Origin of the sequence: Streptomyces sp. NPDC056169 (genome assembly GCF_042268445.1) — a bacterium.
GTDB lineage: Bacteria > Actinomycetota > Actinomycetes > Streptomycetales > Streptomycetaceae > Streptomyces.
Genome location: NZ_JBHJUO010000017.1, coordinates 181690 through 201057, shown reverse-complemented (window position 1 = coordinate 201057; position 19368 = coordinate 181690). Strand labels below are relative to the sequence as shown.

Below are 19368 nucleotides of genomic sequence, written 5' to 3'. Positions count from 1 at the left end.
ACTTTTCAACAAAGTGTTGACGTTGTGTTGCGGAGGGCGTTAGCTATCCGCAGCCCGTCCGACGCACAGCGAAAAACAGCCACGGAGGCTTCCCGTGACTTCAGGTACGACACCGGGTCTCACCCGGTTCAACACCTCGGCGGACAGCGAGGCTCTCGCCGCGCTCCACGAGGTGTGCTCCAGCTCGGCGTGGGGGAGCAAACTGCTCGCCCAGCGCCCGTACGCCACCGCCGAAGCCCTCTTCCTCGCCAGTGACGCCGCCATGGCCGAGCTGACCGTCGAGGACCTGGCCGACGCGATGGCGGGCCACCCGCCGATCGGTCGTCCGAAGGCCGGGGACCCGACCTCCTCCCGCGAACAGAGCGGGATGGCCGGCGCCTCCGCGGAGCTCAAGACCGAGATGCTCGAACTCAACCTGGCCTACCAGGACAAGTTCGGTCATGTCTTCCTCATCTGCGCCACCGGCAGGACCGGCGAGCAGATGCGCGACGCGGTCCGTGAGCGGATCGGCAACTCGCCCGAGGAGGAGCGGGAGATCGTCCGCACCGAACTGGGCAAGATCAACCGCATCCGGCTGACCCGTCTCGCAGAGGAAGAGAGCTCCGAATGAGCACCGACACCACGGCCTCGGTGTCCACGCACATCCTGGACACCAGCATCGGCCGCCCCGCCGAGGGCGTGGCCATCACGCTCGCGGCCCGCAAGGGCCTCGACGGCGCATGGGTCACGCTCGGCGGCTCCGCCACCGACGCGGACGGGCGCTGCAAGGACCTGCCGGCGCTGCCGGAAGAAACCACCCACGTACGACTCGACTTCGAGGTCGAGGAGTACTTCTCCAAGAAGCAAGCCGAGGCGCAGCAGGACGCCCCCCGCGTAAGGGACAGCGGTGCGTTCTTCCCGGAGGTGGCGATCACGTTCGCCGTCAAGCCGGGCGAGCACTATCACGTACCGCTGCTGCTCAACCCGTTCGGCTACTCCGTTTACCGAGGGAGCTAGCAGACATGCCCACGATTCTCGGCCAGAACCAGTACGGCAAAGCAGAGAACCGCGTCGTCAAGATCACGCGGGACGGCGACACCCACCACATCAAGGACCTGAACGTCTCCGTCGCCCTCTCCGGCGACCTCGACGACGTCCACCTCACCGGCTCCAACGCCCACTGCCTCCCCACCGACACGACGAAGAACACCGTCTTCGCGTTCGCCAAGGAGTACGGCATCGAGTCCGCCGAGCAGTTCGGCATCCACCTCGCCCGCCACTTCGTGACGAGCCAGGAGCCGATCAAGCAGGCGCGCATCCGGATCGAGGAGTACTCCTGGGAGCGCATCGCCTCCTCCGACGCCAACTCCAAGTTCATCGGCGCCGAAGAGGTCAACCACTCCTTCGCCCGTAAGGGCCAGGAGACCCGCGTCACCCAGGTGACCTACGACGGCGAGAAGTGGGAGGTCATCTCCGGCCTCAAGGACCTCGTCGTCATGAACTCCACCAACTCGGAGTTCTGGGGCTACATCAAGGACAAGTACACGACGCTCCAGGAGGCGTACGACCGCATCCTGGCGACGCAGGTCTCCGCCCGCTGGCGGTTCAACTGGACCGACGACGACCAGCGCATGCCCAACTGGGAGCGGTCCTACGAGCAGACCCGCAAGCACATGCTCGAGGCCTTCTCGGAGACGTACTCGTACTCCCTCCAGCAGACGCTGTACCAGATGGCCACGCGCATCATCAACCACCGCTCGGAGATCGACGAAGTCCGCTTCTCGCTCCCGAACAAGCACCACTTCCTGGTCGACCTCGAGCCCTTCGGTCTGAAGAACGACAACGAGGTCTACTACGCCGCCGACCGCATGTACGGCCTCATCGAGGCCACCGTCCTCCGTGACGGGGCGACGGCGCAGATCCCGGTCGACATGACCAACCTCTAAGCGCCATCTGAGTGACGGCCCCGCCCGCCCGCAGTCGGGCGGGGCCCGCACCAGCCCGGAGGAACTCCCATGGCACAGCCTGCAATGGGGCCGGCATCCGCCGAAGGCCCGTGTTCCACCCCACCGGAGACCGCACACCAGGTCCACCCGGTGGACGAAAAGCTTCCCGCCTCGCGGCTCGTGCCCGCGGCACTCCAGCACATCGCCGCCATGTACGCCGGCGTCGTCACCCCTCCGCTCATCATCGGCCAGGCCGTCGGCCTGGACGCGGCGGGGATGACCCGGCTCATCGCCGCCGGCCTGCTCATCGCCGGCTGTGCCACGATCCTGCAGACCCTCGGTGTCCGGACCTTCGCCGGCAACCGGCTCCCGTTCGTCAACGCCGCCTCCTCGGCAGGCATCGCCCCGATGCTCGCCATCGCCGAGACCAGCGCCCCCGGGCACCAACTCCCCTCCATCTACGGCGCGGTGATGGTCGCCGGAGTGTTCTGTCTCGCCGTCGGCCCCTTCTTCGGGAAGCTCCTGCGCTTCTTCCCGCCGCTCGTCACCGGCGTCGTCATCACCCTCATCGGGGTCACCCTGATGCCCGTGCCCGTCGCGTGGGCCCAGGGCGGCGACAAGAACGCCGCCGACTTCGGCGCCATGAAGTACCTGGCGCTGGCCGGTTTCACCCTCGTCGTCGTCCTGCTGTTCCAGCGCTTCGGCAAGGGCTTCGTCAAGCAGATCGCCCTGCTGCTCGGCCTCCTCATCGGCACCCTCGCCGCGATCCCCTTCGGGATGGCGGACTTCACCGCCCTCCGCGAGGCACCGGTCGCGGCCCTGCCCGCCCCCTTCGCCTTCGGCGCCCCCGAGTTCCAGCCCGCCGCGATCCTCTCCCTGTGCATCGTGATGCTGGTGCTCATGACCGAGTCCAGCGCCGGCATGCTCGCCCTCGGCGAGATCTGCGAGCGGCCCAGCGACGGGAAGACGATCACCCGGGGTCTGCGGACCGACGGCATCGCGACCCTGCTCGGCCCCGTCTTCGGTGGCTTCCCGACCTCGGCCTTCGCCCAGAACGTCGGCGTCGTCTCGCTGACCCGGGTCCGCTCCCGGTACGTCGTCGCCGTCGCCGGCGGCGCCCTCCTGGTCCTCGGCGCCTTCCCGGTCCTCGGCGCGGTCGTCTCGATGGTCCCCATGCCCGTCCTCGGCGGCGCCGGCATCGTCCTCTTCGGCTCGATCGCGGTCAGCGGCATCCGCACCCTGTCGGAAGCCGGACTCGACGACAGCTCCAACATCATCCTGGTGGCCGTCGCGCTCGGAGCGGGCATCATCCCGCTCGCCGCTCCCACCTTCTACGCCGACTTCCCGGCCTGGGCGCAGACCGTGCTCGGCTCCGGCATCAGCGCGGGCGCGCTCGTCGCGGTCCTGCTCAACCTGTTCTTTCACCATCTCGGCACCCGGAGCCGTCACGCGGCTCCGGCACTCAAATCCTCCTAGGGTCCTGCCGTGCCCACACCACCCCCGAGGAATGAAGGAAGCACCGCCATGGCAGCACCTTCGGCAGCCCAGCGCATCGTCATCGAGAACGCGGCGATCGCGACCGTCGACGCGAACGACACCGAGTACGCCTCCGGCTACCTCGTCGTCGCCGACAACAAGATCGAGTCCATCGGTGCCGGCAAGGCGCCCGAGGGCCTGGAGAACGTGGTCCGCCGGATCGACGCCACCGGTCATCTGGTGACGCCCGGTCTGGTCAACACCCACCACCACTTCTACCAGTGGATCACCCGAGGTCTGGCCACCGACCACAACCTCTTCAACTGGCTGGTCGCGCTCTACCCGACCTGGTCGCGCATCGACGAGTCGATGGTCCGCGTCGCTGCCCAGGGCTCCCTGGCGATGATGGCCCGCGGCGGTGTCACCACCGCCATGGACCACCACTACGTCTACCCGAAGAACTCGGGCGACCTGTCCGGCGCCATCATCGGTGCCGCCTCCGACATGGGCGTCCGCTTCACCCTCGCCCGCGGCTCGATGGACATGAGCGAGAAGGACGGCTTCCTGCCGCCGGACTTCGCCGTCGAGACCACCGAGGGCGCGCTCGCCGCGACCGAGGAGACCGTCAACAAGTTCCACGACGCCTCCTTCGACGCGATGACCCAGGTCGCCGTCGCCCCCTGTTCCCCCTTCTCCATCTCCACCCAGCTGCTCAAGCAGGGTGCCGAGCTGGCCCGCCGGCTCGGGGTGCGCATGCACACCCACGGCTCGGAGACCGTGGAGGAGGAGAAGTTCTGCCACGAGCTCTTCGGCATGGGCCCGACGGACTACTTCGAGTCCACCGGCTTCCTCGGCCAGGACGTGTGGATGGCGCACTGCGTCCACATGAACGACTCCGACATCGCCGCCTTCGCCCGCACCGGCACCGGTGTGGCGCACTGCCCGTCCTCCAACGCGCGCCTCGCCGCGGGCATCGCCCGCGTACCGGACATGCTGAAGGCGGGCGTCCCGGTCGGCCTCGGCGTCGACGGCACCGCGTCCAACGAGTCCGGCGAGCTCCACACCGAGCTGCGCAACGCGCTCCTCATCAACCGCCTCGGCGCCCACCGCGAGGCCGCGCTCAACGCCCGCCAGGCCCTGCGCCTCGGCACCTACGGCGGCGCGCAGGTCCTCGGCCGCGCCGACAACATCGGCTCCCTCGAAGCCGGCAAGCTCGCCGACTTCGTCCTCTGGAAGATCGACGGCCTCGGCCACTCGTCGATCGCCGACCCGGTCACCGCCGTCGTCTTCGGCGCCGCGGCCCCGGTCACCGCCTCCTTCGTCAACGGCAAGCAGATCGTCGAGAACAACCGACTGCTGTTCGCCGACGAGGAGCAGATCGCGCGCGACGCGCGTGCGGAGGCGCAGCGCCTGGCCCGTATCACGGCCCAGAGCTGACCCTCCCCATGGAGTCCGACCGAGGGGGACGGCCCTCGGTCGGTCGCCGCGGACCCGAGCGGGGTCCGCGGCAGCCCGACCGGGAGGTGCCGTACGCAGAAGACGTACGGCACCTCCCGGGACGGTGAAGCCTGCCTTCACGCCTGCCTTCACCTCCGTCGGCACCCCCCGCCGCGCCTCCTCCCCAGCGCACCGCCCCACCGCACGACGAGCCGCACCTCCTGTACTTCGCACCGCATCGCACCACCTCCCTGAACCCCGCGTCCCCGCCGACGCGTAACCGACCGGAGGAACCGCCGTGGCCGCCAAGCCCCAGGTTCGCAATGCACAAGACGCAGGCTCCGCCCCCGAAGACCACGAGAAGCATCCGGTCGACGAGACGCTGCCCCCACTGAAGATGCTCACGAGCGGCCTCCAGCACGTGGCCGCCATGTACGCGGGCGTCGTCGCGCCGCCCCTGATCGTCGGAGCGGCCGTCGGCCTCTCCGGCACCGAACTCACCTTCCTGACCGGCGCGAGCCTCTTCACCGCCGGTCTCGCGACCTTCCTCCAGACCCTCGGTGTCTGGAAGATCGGCGCCAAGCTGCCGTTCGTCAACGGCGTCACCTTCGCCGGTGTCGCCCCGATGCTCGCGATCGTCGACACCACCGACGACAAGACCGACGCACTGCCCATCATCTTCGGCGCGATCATCGTCGCCGGAGTGCTCGGCTTCCTCGCCGCCCCCTTCTTCTCCCGGCTCGTCCGGTTCTTCCCGCCGGTCGTCACCGGCACCGTGATCACCCTCATAGGTGTCTCCCTCCTGCCGGTCGCCTTCGGCTGGGCCCAAGGGCCCAATCCCAGGGCAGAGGACTACGGTTCGACGACCTATCTGACGCTCGCCGGCATCACGCTGGTCGTGGTCCTGCTGCTGCGCCGCTTCACCCGCGGCTTCCTCAAGCAGGTCGCCGTCCTGGTCGGCCTCGTCATCGGCACGCTCATCGCCATACCGTTCGGGGTCACCGACTTCTCCCCGGTGACCGAGGCGGACATCGTCGGCTTCCCGACGCCGTTCCACTTCGGAGCCCCGCAGTTCGCCCTCGCCGCGATCATCTCCATGTGTGTCGTCATGCTGGTCTCCATGACCGAGTCGACCGCCGACATGCTGGCGCTCGGCGAGATCGTGGAACGGCCTGCCGACGAGAAGACCATCGCGGCCGGTCTGCGGGCCGACACCCTCGGCTCCGCCCTCAGCCCGCTCTTCAACGGCTTCATGTGCAGCGCCTTCGCCCAGAACATCGGGCTGGTCGCCATGACCAGGATCCGGAGCCGCTTCGTCGTCGCCTGCGGCGGTGGCTTCCTGGTCCTGATGGGTCTCTCCCCGATCGCCGCCTCGCTGATCTCGGTCGTGCCCCGGCCGGTCCTCGGCGGCGCGGGTGTCGTCCTCTTCGGCTCGGTCGCCGCCAGCGGCATCCAGACGCTGGTCAAGGCCGGTCTGGAGAAGGACAACAACGTCCTGATCGTGGCCGTCTCGCTGGCCGTCGGCATCATTCCGATCACGGCGCCGGAGTTCTACCACGCCTTCCCGGAGACCGCGAAGATCATCCTGGACTCCGGAATCTCCACCGGCTGTGTCGCGGCCGTCCTGCTCAACATCGTCTTCAACCACCTGGGCCGCGGCCAGGACGACGACGAGGTGACCGCGCCCATGGAACCGGGCGAGGACATCTCCGGCAGCGCCACGGCGAAGGCGGCGCACGTCCACTGAGCCCGCTCCTCATCCCACCGATCGCCCCGGTCCCCGCGCACGCCGCGGGGCCCGGGGCCGTCGTGCTGATCAACCCCAACACCTCCACGGCGACGACCGCGATGATGACCGCCATCGCCCGCCGGACCCTGCGGGAGCTGGGCGCCACGGCCGGTGCCGCGACCGCCCACGGGGTGACCGCCCACAGTGCGACCGCCCACAGTGCGACCGCACACAGGGCGACAGTCCACGGGGCGACAGTCCACGGGGTGATCGCCCATGGGGCGACCGTCCGCGGAGTGACCGTGCCCCGGGGCCCCGGCATGCTCACCGACCCCGCCGCCCTGCGCGCCGCCGCCCCCGAGGTGCTCGCCGCCGGGCTCCGCGCCGCCGCCGAGGGCGACTGCGCGGCGCTCCTCGTCGGCGCCTTCGGCGACCCCGGCCTTGCGGCGCTGCGCGCCGCGACCGCCCTGCCCGTGGCGGGCCTCGGCGAGGCGGCCCTCCTGGAAGCCGCCGCCGACGGCAGGCCGTTCGGCATCGCGACCACCACGCCGCTGCTCGCCGACGCCATCGCCGAGCGGGTCGCGGACCTCGGCCTCGCCGACCTGTACACGGGCGTCCGGCTCACGGCCGGCACCCCCGAACGCCTCTCCGCCGACCCCGCACTGCTCCTCGACCGGCTGGAGCGGGCGGTCCGGGCCTGCGCCGAACGGGACGGGGCACGGGCCGTCGTCATCGGCGGCGGACCGCTCGGCGAGGCCGCCGAGGAGCTGCGCGCCCGGTGCGCGGTCGAGGTCGTCGCCCCGATCCCGGCGGCCTGCCGCGCGCTCTCCCGCCTGCTGAGCGGCTGAGACCCCCTCACCCGTCCGCTCCTCCTCACCGCTCCACCGCGATCCGCCGCCGGCACTCCCGGGCCAGCGCCGGGTAGGCCCCGGCGATCGCCTCGTACAGCCGCCGCCTCAGCAGCCGCTCGGCGTCCCCGCGGCCGGTCTCCCCGTACAGCCCGTCGAGCAGCGACTCGTACCGCGCGAGGGCGTGCCGCAGGTAGCTCACCTGCCACCGCACGAGTCCCTCCGGAGGGGCGTCCCCGGCCCCTCCGGGGCCCCGCGCGCCCAGCAGGTGCCGATGGCGGACCGCCCGCCGCTCCAGCTCGGGCCCGGGGAGCAGCGGCACCTCGATCGGCTCGGCGCGGATCGCGCTCAGCACGGCGGCCCGGCGCCGCTCCGCGTACACCCCGGCGGCCGCGGACCGGGCCTCCGAGACGAGGGAGGCCGCGGCGAACTCGGCCGTCCGCTCCACCGTCTCCACCCGGACCAGGAGGTAGAGCCGCACGGGCGTGAGGGACCAGCGGCGCGGGTCGCGGCCCTGCACGTCGGGCGAGCCGAGCAGGTCCCGGACCATCGCATCGGTCCAGCCGCGGCGGCGCACACCGGTGAGCGTCACATAGGTCGTACGGTCCGTCATGATTCCCCCTCGATCGACTACGGAGCGTGACGATTCCAGTGAAGCGCACCCCACTGACAACGCCCTCTTGCCGGGGTCGGCCCGACTGTGCGATATAGGTCTGGACCTTTTCGACGGACGGAGGGCTTCCCGTGCAACGCCCGCTCCCCGCACGCCTGTTGACCGCAGCCGCAGCGCTCCTCCTGCTCGCCCTCTCCGCCTGCTCGGGCGCCGCGGAACCCCCACCGAAGGACACGGCCGCCCCGACGGCCCCCACCGGAGTCACCGCCACCGCCGGCAGCGCGACCACCGTCCACGTCATGTGGAGCGCGGCCACCGACGACCGGGCCGTCACCGGCTACGTCGTCTACCGCGAGGGCCGCGAGGTCAAGGAGCTCCCCGCCACCACCCTGATGACCGACGTCGTCGGACTCGCGCCCGCCAGCCGGCACGCCTTCACCGTCCGCGCCCGCGACGCCGCCGGCAACGCCTCGCCCCCGAGCGTCACCGTCGCCGCGACCACCCTCCCCGCGAACGCCGAGGACCGCACGCCCCCCACCGCCCCGCGTGCACTGCGTGCCACCGCCGACGGCAGCCGCGCCGCCGTCCTCACCTGGACCCCGTCCCGCGACGACACCCGCGTCACCGCGTACGACGTCTACCAGGCCGACACCCGCGTCCACACCGCCCCCGGCACCGCCACCACCGCCCGCGTCACCGGCCTGCGCCCCGGCACCGCCTACGCCTTCACGGTCCGCGCCCGCGACGCCGCCGAGAACTCCTCCCCGGACGGCCCCCGCGTCGAACTCACCACCGCCTCCGCCCCCGGCGCACCCCCGAACACCGCGCCCGAGCACCTCACCGCCACGGCTGCCAAGGGCGAGATCACCCTCACCTGGACCCCGCCGGACACCGGAGCCCCCGTCACCCACCACGAACTCCACCTCGACGGCCGCTTCGCGACCACCATCGTCTGGGGCACCACGCCACCCCCGGCCCGCGCCACCTACACCTTCCCGGTCCAGGACCCCCCGGGCACCCGCTACACCGTCACCCTCCGCGCCCAACTTCCCGACGGCACCTGGGGCGACTTCTCGGCGCCCCGCGTGGTGGTGGTCCGCTGAGCCGAACGCGCTGACGGAATGTCTTGCATGCCCGGAATCTCCTCCCCGGAATTACCCTGGGAAGCGTGGCCGAGACCGTTCTCACCAACACCGGGCTCGACAGCTTCCTCGACGGAACGCCCGAGCGCCGCGACCCCGCCTTCACGCGTGCCGCCGAAGCCGTCCTGGGACTGCTCGCCCTGCGAGGGGCGGACCGGGGGACCGGGGTGCCCGAACCCACGCCCGGGCTCGTGCGGCACCTTCTCGTGGAGGACCTCCCCACGTTCGTGTACGCGGCGCCAGGGGAGCTCGCCGCCTATCCGGCCGTGCTCGGGGCACTCGCCGCGCGCTTCGACGGAGGGCGCGGCGAGCAGGTCGTCGCCGTGGTCGCGGAGGCCGCGCCCGACTTCGAGCGCGCCATGAACGACCCCGGCAACCTCACCTGGCACCGCTGGTACGCCTCCCTCCTGCGGGCCTGCGGCACCGATCTCGCCGACCCCGAGGACGTACGCCGACGGCTCGCCGCCCTCGACGGCGCACCGCTCCCCGACGGGGTGCGCCGAGCCGACCTCATGGGCCGCACCGCCCTCGCCGACGTCCTGCTCGCCGAGGCCCTCACCCGGGCGTACGTACGGGACGCCGAGTCCGCCCCGGCCGCCGGACCGCTGCTCACCGACCACACCGTCGCCACCGGCATCGGGCAGGTGGCCGCCGCGCTCCTGGACCGGTGGACCGCCGCCGGGCTCGCCGAACAGCTTGCCGGGCCGTACGCCCGATTCGCCCCCGGCCCCGACGACTTCCCCCACCTCGTCCTCGCCGACGCCCTCCTCGACGAACACCTCGACTACTACGGCGACTCCGCCGCCCCCGTGCCCCCGCCGCCCGCCGTCGAGACGCCGGCCGGGCCCGGGGCCGTGGAGTCGGCCGCCGACGCGCTCGCCGCCGCCGTGGAGAGCCTCGCGGAAGGCGAGGAAGGCGCGGAAGGCGAGGCAGACGAGGAAGGCGACGAAGGGGCGCAAGGGGAGGAACGGGAGTTCGGCCCGTACGCCGGCGAGGCGGCGCACCTGCTGTACGTGGTGTACCAGCGCGGCTGCTCCGCCGAGTCCGTCGCCCGCAAGGCCGCCGAGTACGAGGACTGGTCCGTCGACCCGGCTCTGGAGGACCTGCCCGTACCCGTCCCGGCCGAAGCGCCGGAGGCGTACACGACCCCGCCCCTGGCGGAGCTCGTACGGCTCCTCGGGGCGCCGGAGCTGACCGAGGCGGACCGGGAACGGCTCACCGGACCCGCCCGTGACCTCGCCGCGGTCGTCGACCGGCTCGCCGCCACCGGCCTCCTCTTCCGCACCGGCGACGCCTTCGGGCTGACCCCGCGCGGCGCCGGCGTCGTGCGCTATCTGCTCCGGGTGCGCGGGATCGCCGCGCCCGACGCGGTCGAGACGGCCGGCTGGTCCGCGCAGGACCTGGTCGGCGCCGCCACCGGCTGGCCCGCGTCGTCCGCCGCGCGGGTCCTCGGCGACTGGCTGCACGCGCGCGTGGACACCGCCGAGGCCTGGTCCCAGCTGCTCGCCGCCCTCGGCACCGCCCACGCGGGCACCGCCGAAGCGGCCGACTCCCGGGGCCTCCTCGCCGTCCTCGACACGGGCGCCGCCCCGGCCGATGCCCTCCGCGGCGCCCTGCGCGACCCCGTGATCGGCGCGTACGCCCACGAGGTCCTGAGCGCGAGGGGCGAGCGGGCGGACCACCTCCAGGTCCCCACCTCGGCGCGGGCGCTGTACGTCCTCGACGCGCTGCCCGGCAAGACGGGGCCCCTGGAGTCCCGCCGCGCCGCCTTCGACGCGGCGGCGGCCGCCTGGCCCGGCGGTTCCGCCGCCCTGGTCCGGGCGATGGCCGAGGCGGACCGGCACGAGACCGCCCGGGTCCTCGGCCCCTTGGGCATCACGATGCCCTGAGCCCCGGCGGGGTCACCCCGCCGTCAGGTACATCCCCGAGGCCCCGGAACCCGCCGTGTTCTTGCAGCTGTGGTTCCCGGTGGGCCGGGCGTGGACGAGGGCCAGGCACCGGCCCAGGGCCTGCTGGCCGTACGCGTTCGGGTGCATCGACTCCTGGACGAGGCCCTGCGTGCTCTGGCTGTCGATCCAGCGCGCCCACTCGCTCGTCGTCGCCGACGCCGGCACGGTCGACGTGACCTGCTTGCTCGCCTTCGCGCAGACCTCGCGGCCCTGGAGCGCGTCCCGCAGGTCCATGAACTGCACGCCCTTGGCCGCCGCGACCCCCTTCAGCCGGTTCGCGAGCTGCGGGACCAGGGAGTCCCGCGCCCAGTCGGAGTCTGCGTTCCAGAAGGGGCAGCCACCGGTGTTGGTGCGGGCCCAGCCGCTCTCGCCGTACCGGTTCTCGGCGGCGCGCGGGATGGGGGAGGGGTACGACTGGAGCACGATCCGGTAGTCCGACGAGGAGTAGCCCGCGCCCGTCATCACGGCCCGGATCTCGTCGACCGACCGGCCGACGTCCGCCATCACGCCGTCGATCCGCGCGTCGACCTCGGCCTGCTGGTCGTCGTGGCAGTACGAGTACCAGACGATGTAGTCCTTCGCGCAGGTTTCGATGATGTCGGCGAAGCCCAGGTCGTTGCCGCCGATGGAGAGCGCGATGAGCTCCACGTCGTGCGAGGCCGCCACGGCCGCCAGCTGGTCGGCCTGGGGGGCCTCGCCCTTGTAGGCCTGGCCGCCCTGGGAGGCCCGGACGACGTTCTTCGTGGTCGCCCCGGAGCAGGCGAGGTTGATCAGGGACGAGGCGAGCGGTCCGGCGCTCTTCACCTCGGCGGTGTCCGAGCGGTGGCAGCCGCCCGCGGTGGCTCCGTACACCCGGGACGGGTCGTAGGCGCTGCCCGTCCAGGCCCGGTCGGTGCCGGTGCGGCTGCCGGAGTTGGTCAGGCTGTTGCCCAGCCAGCGTCCGGCCTCGCCGGAGATGTAGCTGTCGCCCATGGTGACGACGGCGGTGGGGCCGGTGCCGGGGGCGGCGTGGGCGGGTGGAGCGGCGACGGAGGCGAGCCCGGCGGCGGTACACAGGGCCAGGAGTCCGCGCAAGGCACGGTGGGGGGTCGAAGGCATGGCTGTGCTCCTGCGGTATGCGGTGCGCAGTGACGTGGGGGACAGCCTCCGGCCGGTGGCATGGCGGAATCTCGCACGCCGTGACTTGTTACCGCTAGGTAGCTGCATATCTCGGTTCCGTCACGTCACCTGTGAGGAGCCAGGGAACGGAAACAGGGCTCTGCCCCCGGTGTCTGTGCGGACACCGGGGGCAGAGCCCTGATCTGTGGGTTCTTCCGAGCGCTGTTCGGCCGCTGTGCGGTCAGCCGACCAGCTGTTCGTAGGCGGGGAGCGTGAGGAAGTCCGCGTAGTCCGCGTCGAGGGAGACGTGCAGGAGCAGGTCGTGCGCCTGCTGCCACTTGCCGGCCGCGAAGGCCTCCTCGCCGATCTCCGCGCGGATCGCGGCGAGTTCCTCGGCGGCGACCTCGCGGGCCAGCTCCGGGGTCGCCGTCTTCCCGTTCTCGAAGACGACACCCGCGTTGATCCACTGCCAGATCTGCGAGCGCGAGATCTCGGCGGTGGCCGCGTCCTCCATCAGGTTGAAGATGGCGACGGCGCCGAGGCCGCGCAGCCACGCCTCGATGTAGCGGACGCCGACCTGCACGGCGCTGACCAGGCCGTCGTAGGTGGGCTTCGCGTCGAGCGAGTCGATCGCGATCAGGTCGCCGGGAGCCACGGAGACGTCCTCGCGGAGCCGGTCCTTCTGGTTCGGCTTCTCGCCGAGGACGGCGTCGAAGGAGGCCATCGCGATCGGGACCAGGTCCGGGTGCGCGACCCACGAGCCGTCGAAGCCGTCGCCGGCCTCGCGGTCCTTGTCGGCCTTGACCTTCTCGAAGGCGACCTTGTTGACCTCGGCGTCCTTGCGGGAGGGGATGAAGGCCGCCATGCCGCCGATCGCGTGCGCGCCGCGCTTGTGGCAGGTGCGGACGAGGAGTTCGGTGTACGCGCGCATGAACGGGGCCGTCATCGTGACCGCGTTGCGGTCCGGGAGGACGAACTTGGCGCCGCCGTCACGGAAGTTCTTGACGATGGAGAAGAGGTAGTCCCAGCGGCCCGCGTTCAGGCCGGCGGCGTGGTCGCGGAGCTCGTAGAGGATCTCCTCCATCTCGTACGCGGCCGTGATGGTCTCGATGAGGACCGTGGCGCGGACGGTGCCCTGCGGGATCCCGACGTAGTCCTGGGCGAAGACGAAGATGTCGTTCCAGAGGCGGGCCTCCAGGTACGACTCCGTCTTCGGGAGGTAGAAGTACGGGCCCTTGCCGAGGTCGATGAGGCGCTGGGCGTTGTGGAAGAAGTACAGACCGAAGTCGACGAGCGCGCCGGGCACCGGGCGTCCGTCGAAGGTCAGGTGACGCTCCTCCAGGTGCCAGCCGCGCGGCCGCATGACGACCGTGGCCAGCTCGCCGGCGGGCTTGAGGGCGTACGACTTGCCGGAACGCGGGTCCGTGAAGTCGATGTTCCGCTGGTACGCGTCGATCAGGTTGACCTGACCCAGGATCACGTTCTCCCAGGTCGGCGCCGAGGCGTCCTCGAAGTCGGCGAGCCACACGCGGGCGCCGGAGTTGAGCGCGTTGATCGTCATCTTGCGGTCGGTCGGACCGGTGATCTCGACGCGGCGGTCGTTCAGGGCCGCCGGGGCCGGTGCGACCTTCCAGGAGTCGTCGGCGCGGATCGCGGCGGTCTCCGGGAGGAAGTCCAGGGTGGACGTGCGGGCGATCTCGGCGCGACGCTCCGCCCGGCGGGCGAGGAGTTCGTCCCGGCGCGGAGTGAACCGCCGGTGCAGTTCGGCGACGAAGGCCAGGGCGGCCTCGGTGAGCACCTCCTCCTGACGCGGCAGGGGCTCGGCATCGACGACGGCCAGGGGGGACGGCGCTGGTGCGGACATGAACTGTCACTTCCTTCAGCGAACTTCACGGGCGGTGCCAGACGGCCGCCGGGCGTCGCGGGACGGCACGGAGTGCCGCAGGCGCCGAGATACGGCCGCAAGCGCCTTCGGAACTGGCAGGCGCTTCTGAACAGTGGATACTAGTTTCCTCATGGTGGAAGTTCAATGGTTTGTTGATGTCGAGATTCTCTGGATCGACACAACATGGCGCTGCGTGCCACGCCCCGTGCCGTGCCGCTCACTCCCGGTCGCTCACTTTCGGTCGCTCACTCCAGGTGGGCCAGATCCGCCTCCGTGTCGATGTCGTAGGGCTCGGCCACATCCGAACAGTCCACCGGCGTGATCGCATCCCGGTGTGCCGCCAGATAGTCGCGGGCCCCCCGGTCGCCGACCGCGCCCTCGGCGATCCCGGCCCAGTGCCCGGCGCCGAACAGCACCGGATGGCCCCGCTCCCCGTCGTACGAGGCCGCCGCCAGCGAATCCCGCGAGCGGTACGCCGCACGGACCCGGGCCACCGCCGCGGCCCCGATCCCCGGCTGGTCCACCAGGAACACCAGCGCCGCGTCCACCCCGCGCGGATCCGCGGCGAGCGAGGCGAGCCCGGCGCGCAGGGAGGACCCCATCCCCTCGGCCCACTCCGGGTTCTCGACGAGCACGCACCCGGGCAGCTCGGCCCGCTCCCGTACGGTCCCGGCCGCCGCCCCGAGCACGACGTGCACCACCTCGCAGCCGCCCTCGCGCAGCACGCGCACCGCGTTCTCGACGAGGGGCCGCCCCCGGTGGGGAAGGAGGGCCTTGGGGCGCCCCCCGAGGCGCCGCCCGCCTCCCGCGGCGAGCAGCAGTCCGGCGACGAGCGGGGTTCGATCTTCTGTGGCAGTCATAGGGGACTGCATACCTCATGACGCGGAATCACACGCTCGCCTGAATTCCGGCCGTGCGGGGTGGCGCGCCGGGGTGGCGAAGGAGTTAACTGGCCCGCGTCTCCCGGCGCCCGACCGCCGTCCGGGGGCCGGCGAGGCGTGCTCGGCGAGGCGCTTTCGGCGGGGTGTGTTCGGTGGGGTCGGAGTGTTCTGCGCACAGTGTCGTGCGAGGGGGAGAACCATGTTGCGAAGCGTGGGGCAGAGGCGAGTGACCGGCGAGGGCGTGGATCCCAGGGTGGCCGAACTGCGGTCCGCGGTGTCCCGGCTCCGGCGCGAACTGGCCGGTCACCGAGTGGAGTTCGCCGATCGCGGCATCGCCGAGGGCGAGCTCGCCGCCCTCGACGCCATGGCGCTCAGCGGCGTCCCCGAGGTACGGCGGCTGCGCCGCTCCCTGCTGATCGTCGCGGGCTCGCTCGGCTCCGTGAGCGCGCTCGCCGAGGGCCTCGCCGGGGTCCGCCGCGCCGTCGAGCTCTTCGGGACGCCGCCCGATCCGGGATCCGGCCCTACCGCCTGATCAGCCGCCTGGCCGTCGCCGCCGCCACCGCCGCCGTGCGCGAGTCCACGCCCAGCTTCGCGAAGATGTGCACGAGGTGCGACTTCACCGTCGCCTGGCTGAGGAACAGCGCCTTGCTGATCTGCTGGTTCGACAGGCCCTCGCCCACCAGCTGGAGCACCTCGAGCTCCCGCTTCGTCAGCGCCTCCGCCGGGGTCCGCATCCGGTCCATCAGCCGGTGGGCCACCGCCGGGGCGAGCGCCGACTGCCCGGCCGCCGCCGTCCGTACCGCCGCCGCCAGCTCCTCCGGCGGCGCGTCCTTCAGGAGGTAGCCGGAGGCGCCCGCCTCCACCGCCGCGAGGATGTCCGCGTCCGTGTCGTACGTCGTCAGGACCAGCACCTTCGGCCCGCCGGGCACCGCGGTGATCGCCGCCGTCGCCTCCGAACCGTGCATCCCGGCGCCGAACTGCAGGTCCATCAGGACGACGTCCACGCCCCCGGCGGCGGCCAGCTCCACGGCCCGCTCGGCCGTGGCGGCCTCGCCGACCACGGTGAAGTCCGGCTCGGTGTCCAGGACCGCGCGGAGGCCCGCCCGTACCACCGGGTGGTCGTCGGCGAGGAGAAGCCTGATGGTGGTCATGCGGAGACTCCAGCGGGGAGGGGGAGGGACACGGCCACCGCCGTGCCCTGGCCGGGGGCGGACTCGACGGTGAACGTGCCGCCGAGCGACTCGGCCCGCGACCGCATCGCCGGCAGCCCGAAGCCGCCTTCCCGGGACTGGCGTACGGAACCCGGGTCAAAGCCCTTGCCGTCGTCGACGACGTCCAGGGTCACGGAGGCGTCCATGAAGGACAGGGTGATCTCGGCCCGGGAGGCCGAGGCGTGCCGCACGGTGTTCGCGAGCGCGGACTGCGCGATGCGCAGCAGCGCCACCTCGTACGGGGTGGGCAGCTCGGTCGGCGTCCCGCTCACCGAGAACCGGACCCGCGGCCCGGCCCCCGGTCCGTAGGCGCCGTAGGACCCGTAGGACACGTTAGGTCCGTCGGACCCGTCAGGTCCGGAACCGGCCCCTGGCTCGCACAGGCGCTCCAGGGCCGCCGCGAGCGAGCCGTGCTCCAGGTCCGGCGGCGACAGCGCGCGGACGAAGCGCCGCGCCTCCGCCAGGTTGTCCTGCGCCGCCTGCCGCGCCCGGTCGATGTGCCCGGCGGCCGGGGAGCCCGGCGGCAGCGCCCGCTCGGCGGCGCGCAGCAGGAGCTGGATCGAGGACAGGCCCTGCGCGAGCGTGTCGTGGATCTCCCGCGCGAGCCGCTCGCGCTCGGCGAGCGTCCCCGCGTGCCGCTCCGCCGCCGCCAGCTCCGCCCGGGTCTCGATCAGCTCCTCGATGAGCCGGCGCCGCCGCTCGCTCTCCCGGTAGAGGGCCTGGTAGCCGAGGACGGTCGCCACCGCGACCGCCCCGCCGAGCAGCGGCCCGATGAAGACCCCAGGGTTGAGCGGGGCGCCGTGTCCGACGTACGAGAGGATCGCCGCGCCCGCCGTCAGGGTGACGGCCGGCAGGGACCAGCGCGTGGGCAGCAGGTGCAGCTGGAGGAAGTAGAGCGGGAAGGCCACCCACAGCGCGTCGGGGGTCAGCCAGAGCAGGCCCAGCCAGGCCGCGCCCAGGACGCCGAGCCAGACGGCGGCGGCCCGCTGCGAGCGGCCCACGGACGGCAGCAGCGAACCGGCCGCGTAGACCGCGCCCACGACCACCGCCATCACCGTCCCGGCGGCCGAGTCGGCCCGTACCGCCGCGAGGACGAGGAGGCCCGCCATCAGCAGATGCAGGCAGAGGCGCAGGACGCGCAGGGCGGGGGTGAGAGAGCGAGGATCCATGTCCCCTCCAGCGTAGACAGGGGCCGGACGGGGAACGGACAATCCGGACTCAATCGAAAGTTTGATTGCGGAGCCATCCGTGGCGCGATGCCCCGACGGCCCCCCTCGGACCACTCTGGTCAGCATGTTCGTGGCATGGAGAGACCTGAGATTCGCCAAGGGGCGATTCGCCCTCATGGGCACCGTGATCGTGCTGATCACCCTGCTCGTGGGGTTGCTGTCCGGGCTGACCGCCGGGCTCGCGCGAGAGAACATCTCCGCGATCACCGGCCTGTCCGCCGACCGGCTGGCCTTCGCGGCGCCGCCGTCCGGGCAGTCGGTCTCCTTCACCAACTCGACGGTGACGGAGGACCAGTGGACCGGGTGGGCGGACCGGCCCGGGGTGACGGCGGCCGAGCCGCTCGGCATCCGTACGCTCAACGCCGCCGCCGGGGACCGCACCGCCGCCGTCTCCGCCTTCGGTACGGAGCCGGGGTCCGGGCTCGCCCCCGGGACCGTCGGCGCCGGCAAGGCCGTCCTGTCGGAGTCGGCGGCGGAGGAGCTGGGCGTGGGCGTCGGCGACGCCCTGCGCCTCGGCCCCCTGGAGGCCACCGTCACGGCCGTCTCCGGCGACGCCTCGTACAGCCACACCCCGGTGGTGTGGACCTCCCTCGACGACTGGCAGAAGCTCGGCCACAGCGGCACCACCCCGCAGGAACAGGCCACCGTCATCGCGCTCAGCGGCGGCGACGTCGACTGGGCGGCCGGCGACAAGGCCGCCGGGACGGAGGCGCGGACCGTCGACGGGGCGCTCACCGCCATAGGGTCCTACCAGGCCGAGAACGGCTCGCTCCAGCTCATGCGCGGCTTCCTCTTCGCGATCTCCGCGCTCGTCATAGGAGCGTTCTTCACCGTCTGGACGATCCAGCGCAGCGGCGACGTCGCCGTCCTCAAGGCGCTCGGCGCCTCCACGCCGTACCTCCTCAAGGACGCCCTCGGGCAGGCCGTCCTCATGCTCACCGCGGGCACCCTGCTCGGCACCGCCCTCGCGGTCGGCATCGGCGCCCTGGTCAGCGGCGGGAACGTGCCCTTCGTCCTGGAGCCGCTCACCGTCCTCGGGCCCGCCGCCGTGATCATCGTGCTCGGGGTGCTCGGCGCCGCCCTGTCCATCCGGCGGATCACCGCCGTCGACCCCCTCACCGCCCTCGGGAGCGCCCGATGAGCCTCGTCCTCGACGCCGTCACCCTGACCTACCCCGACGGAGACAGCCGGCTCACCGCCCTCGACGCCGTCTCCCTGACCGTCCCCGCGGGCACGCTCACGGCCGTCGTCGGCCCGTCCGGCTCCGGCAAGTCCAGCCTGCTGGCCGTGGCCGCGACCCTGGTGACCCCGGACCGGGGGCAGGTCGTCGTCGCCGGTACGGACACGGGGCCGCTCACCCCGGCCGCCCGCGCCGAGCTGCGGCGCGAGCACATCGGGATCGTCTTCCAGCAGCCCAACCTGCTGCCCTCGCTGAGCGCGGCGGAACAGCTCCAGGTGATGGCGCACCTGTCGGGGCGCGCGCCGGCGTCGGTACGGGGCCGGGCGATGGAGTTGCTCGACGCGGTGGGCCTCGCGGACCAGGCGCACCGCCGCCCGCACCAGCTGTCGGGCGGTCAGCGCCAGCGGGTGAACATCGCGCGGGCGCTGATGAACGAGCCGTCCGTGCTCCTGGTCGACGAGCCGACGAGCGCCCTGGACCACGAGCGGGGCGCGGCGGTCATGGAGCTGCTCGCCGGCCTGACGGCGGAGCGGGGCACGGCGACGGTGCTCGTGACCCACGACCGGACCCACCTGGCCCGTACGGACCGCACGGTGACGGTCCAGGACGGCCGTCTCGCGGAGGCCGTGCAGGCGTAGCGCGTACGGAAGCACACACGGAAGGGGGGGGGGGGCCCGCGGGGGGGGGGGGGGCCGGCGCGGGGGGGGGTGGGGTGTTTGTAAAAAAAAACAAACCCAAAAACACAAAAAAAAAAAGCAGCAGACC

At 72.3% G+C, this 19368-nt stretch carries 18 protein-coding genes; 12 read left to right on the top strand and 6 right to left on the bottom strand.

Annotated elements, in window-relative coordinates; translation table 11 throughout:
• Positions 1-94 precede the first annotated feature (94 nt).
• The 7 genes from uraD to ACFC0G_RS27950 all read left to right on the top strand — a co-directional run bounded on the left by uraD (position 95) and on the right by ACFC0G_RS27950 (position 7415).
• Positions 95-610 carry a 2-oxo-4-hydroxy-4-carboxy-5-ureidoimidazoline decarboxylase gene (gene uraD / locus ACFC0G_RS27980; protein ID WP_376407946.1) on the top strand — a complete coding sequence of 172 codons (516 nt, stop codon included), beginning with the start codon at positions 95-97 and terminating at the stop codon, positions 608-610.
• Positions 607-996 (top strand): hydroxyisourate hydrolase, encoded by a 390-nt coding sequence (gene uraH / locus ACFC0G_RS27975; protein ID WP_376407944.1) that lies wholly within the window; start codon positions 607-609, stop codon positions 994-996. The genes uraD and uraH overlap by 4 nt, the downstream gene beginning before the upstream one ends.
• A 5-nt stretch (positions 997-1001) precedes the next feature.
• Entirely contained in the window at positions 1002-1925 is a 924-nt protein-coding gene (gene pucL, locus ACFC0G_RS27970) for a factor-independent urate hydroxylase (protein WP_125742494.1), read from the top strand.
• A gap of 69 nt (positions 1926-1994) precedes the next feature.
• Positions 1995-3401, top strand: coding sequence for a nucleobase:cation symporter-2 family protein (locus ACFC0G_RS27965; protein ID WP_376407942.1), 1407 nt, complete (start codon positions 1995-1997; stop codon positions 3399-3401).
• A 48-nt stretch (positions 3402-3449) separates the two neighbouring features.
• Positions 3450-4838, top strand: a complete 1389-nt coding sequence (locus ACFC0G_RS27960; protein WP_376407940.1) for an 8-oxoguanine deaminase — start codon at positions 3450-3452, stop codon at positions 4836-4838.
• Positions 4839-5235: 397 nt separating this feature from the next.
• Positions 5236-6585, top strand: coding sequence for a nucleobase:cation symporter-2 family protein (locus tag ACFC0G_RS27955; protein ID WP_376408031.1), 1350 nt, complete (start codon positions 5236-5238; stop codon positions 6583-6585).
• Positions 6586-6647: 62 nt separating this feature from the next.
• The gene (locus tag ACFC0G_RS27950) at positions 6648-7415 is read left to right on the top strand and encodes an aspartate/glutamate racemase family protein (RefSeq protein WP_376407938.1); all 768 of its coding nucleotides are present in this window, start codon (positions 6648-6650) and stop codon (positions 7413-7415) included.
• A 25-nt stretch (positions 7416-7440) separates the two neighbouring features.
• On the opposite strand, the gene ACFC0G_RS27945 is transcribed toward ACFC0G_RS27950, so the two are convergent.
• Positions 7441-8028 (bottom strand): hypothetical protein, encoded by a 588-nt coding sequence (locus ACFC0G_RS27945; RefSeq protein WP_376407936.1) that lies wholly within the window; start codon positions 8026-8028, stop codon positions 7441-7443.
• Positions 8029-8159: 131 nt separating this feature from the next.
• Between ACFC0G_RS27945 and ACFC0G_RS27940 the strand changes: the two genes are divergently transcribed.
• Positions 8160-9131, top strand: coding sequence for a fibronectin type III domain-containing protein (locus ACFC0G_RS27940; RefSeq protein WP_376407934.1), 972 nt, complete (start codon positions 8160-8162; stop codon positions 9129-9131).
• A gap of 65 nt (positions 9132-9196) precedes the next feature.
• Positions 9197-11059: a hypothetical protein gene (locus ACFC0G_RS27935; RefSeq protein WP_376407932.1), complete on the top strand. Its 1863-nt coding sequence runs from the start codon at positions 9197-9199 to the stop codon at positions 11057-11059.
• A gap of 12 nt (positions 11060-11071) precedes the next feature.
• Here the strand turns inward: ACFC0G_RS27935 and ACFC0G_RS27930 are convergent, their stop codons facing one another.
• The 3 genes from ACFC0G_RS27930 to ACFC0G_RS27920 all read right to left on the bottom strand — a co-directional run bounded on the left by ACFC0G_RS27930 (position 11072) and on the right by ACFC0G_RS27920 (position 14962).
• Positions 11072-12217 carry a GDSL-type esterase/lipase family protein gene (locus ACFC0G_RS27930; RefSeq protein WP_376407930.1) on the bottom strand — a complete coding sequence of 382 codons (1146 nt, stop codon included), beginning with the start codon at positions 12215-12217 and terminating at the stop codon, positions 11072-11074.
• Positions 12218-12458: 241 nt separating this feature from the next.
• Positions 12459-14081 (bottom strand): malate synthase A, encoded by a 1623-nt coding sequence (aceB, locus tag ACFC0G_RS27925; protein ID WP_376407928.1) that lies wholly within the window; start codon positions 14079-14081, stop codon positions 12459-12461.
• A 266-nt stretch (positions 14082-14347) separates the two neighbouring features.
• A complete protein-coding gene (locus ACFC0G_RS27920) occupies positions 14348-14962 on the bottom strand; it encodes an NTP transferase domain-containing protein (protein ID WP_024758423.1) in 615 nt (204 codons plus the stop codon).
• A gap of 220 nt (positions 14963-15182) precedes the next feature.
• Between ACFC0G_RS27920 and ACFC0G_RS27915 the strand changes: the two genes are divergently transcribed.
• Positions 15183-15515, top strand: coding sequence for a DUF5955 family protein (locus ACFC0G_RS27915; RefSeq protein WP_376407926.1), 333 nt, complete (start codon positions 15183-15185; stop codon positions 15513-15515).
• Here the strand turns inward: ACFC0G_RS27915 and ACFC0G_RS27910 are convergent.
• Entirely contained in the window at positions 15505-16134 is a 630-nt protein-coding gene (locus tag ACFC0G_RS27910; RefSeq protein ID WP_376407924.1) for a response regulator, read from the bottom strand. The two genes, ACFC0G_RS27915 and ACFC0G_RS27910, sit on opposite strands and share 11 nt — an antisense overlap.
• The gene (locus ACFC0G_RS27905; protein WP_376407922.1) at positions 16131-17363 is read right to left on the bottom strand and encodes a sensor histidine kinase; all 1233 of its coding nucleotides are present in this window, start codon (positions 17361-17363) and stop codon (positions 16131-16133) included. The genes ACFC0G_RS27910 and ACFC0G_RS27905 overlap by 4 nt, the downstream gene beginning before the upstream one ends.
• 124 nt (positions 17364-17487) lie before the next feature.
• On the opposite strand from ACFC0G_RS27905, the gene ACFC0G_RS27900 reads away from it, so the two are divergent.
• The gene (locus ACFC0G_RS27900; RefSeq protein WP_376407920.1) at positions 17488-18564 is read left to right on the top strand and encodes an ABC transporter permease; all 1077 of its coding nucleotides are present in this window, start codon (positions 17488-17490) and stop codon (positions 18562-18564) included.
• Entirely contained in the window at positions 18561-19241 is a 681-nt protein-coding gene (locus ACFC0G_RS27895) for an ABC transporter ATP-binding protein (protein ID WP_376407918.1), read from the top strand. The genes ACFC0G_RS27900 and ACFC0G_RS27895 overlap by 4 nt, the downstream gene beginning before the upstream one ends.
• Positions 19242-19368 lie beyond the last annotated feature (127 nt).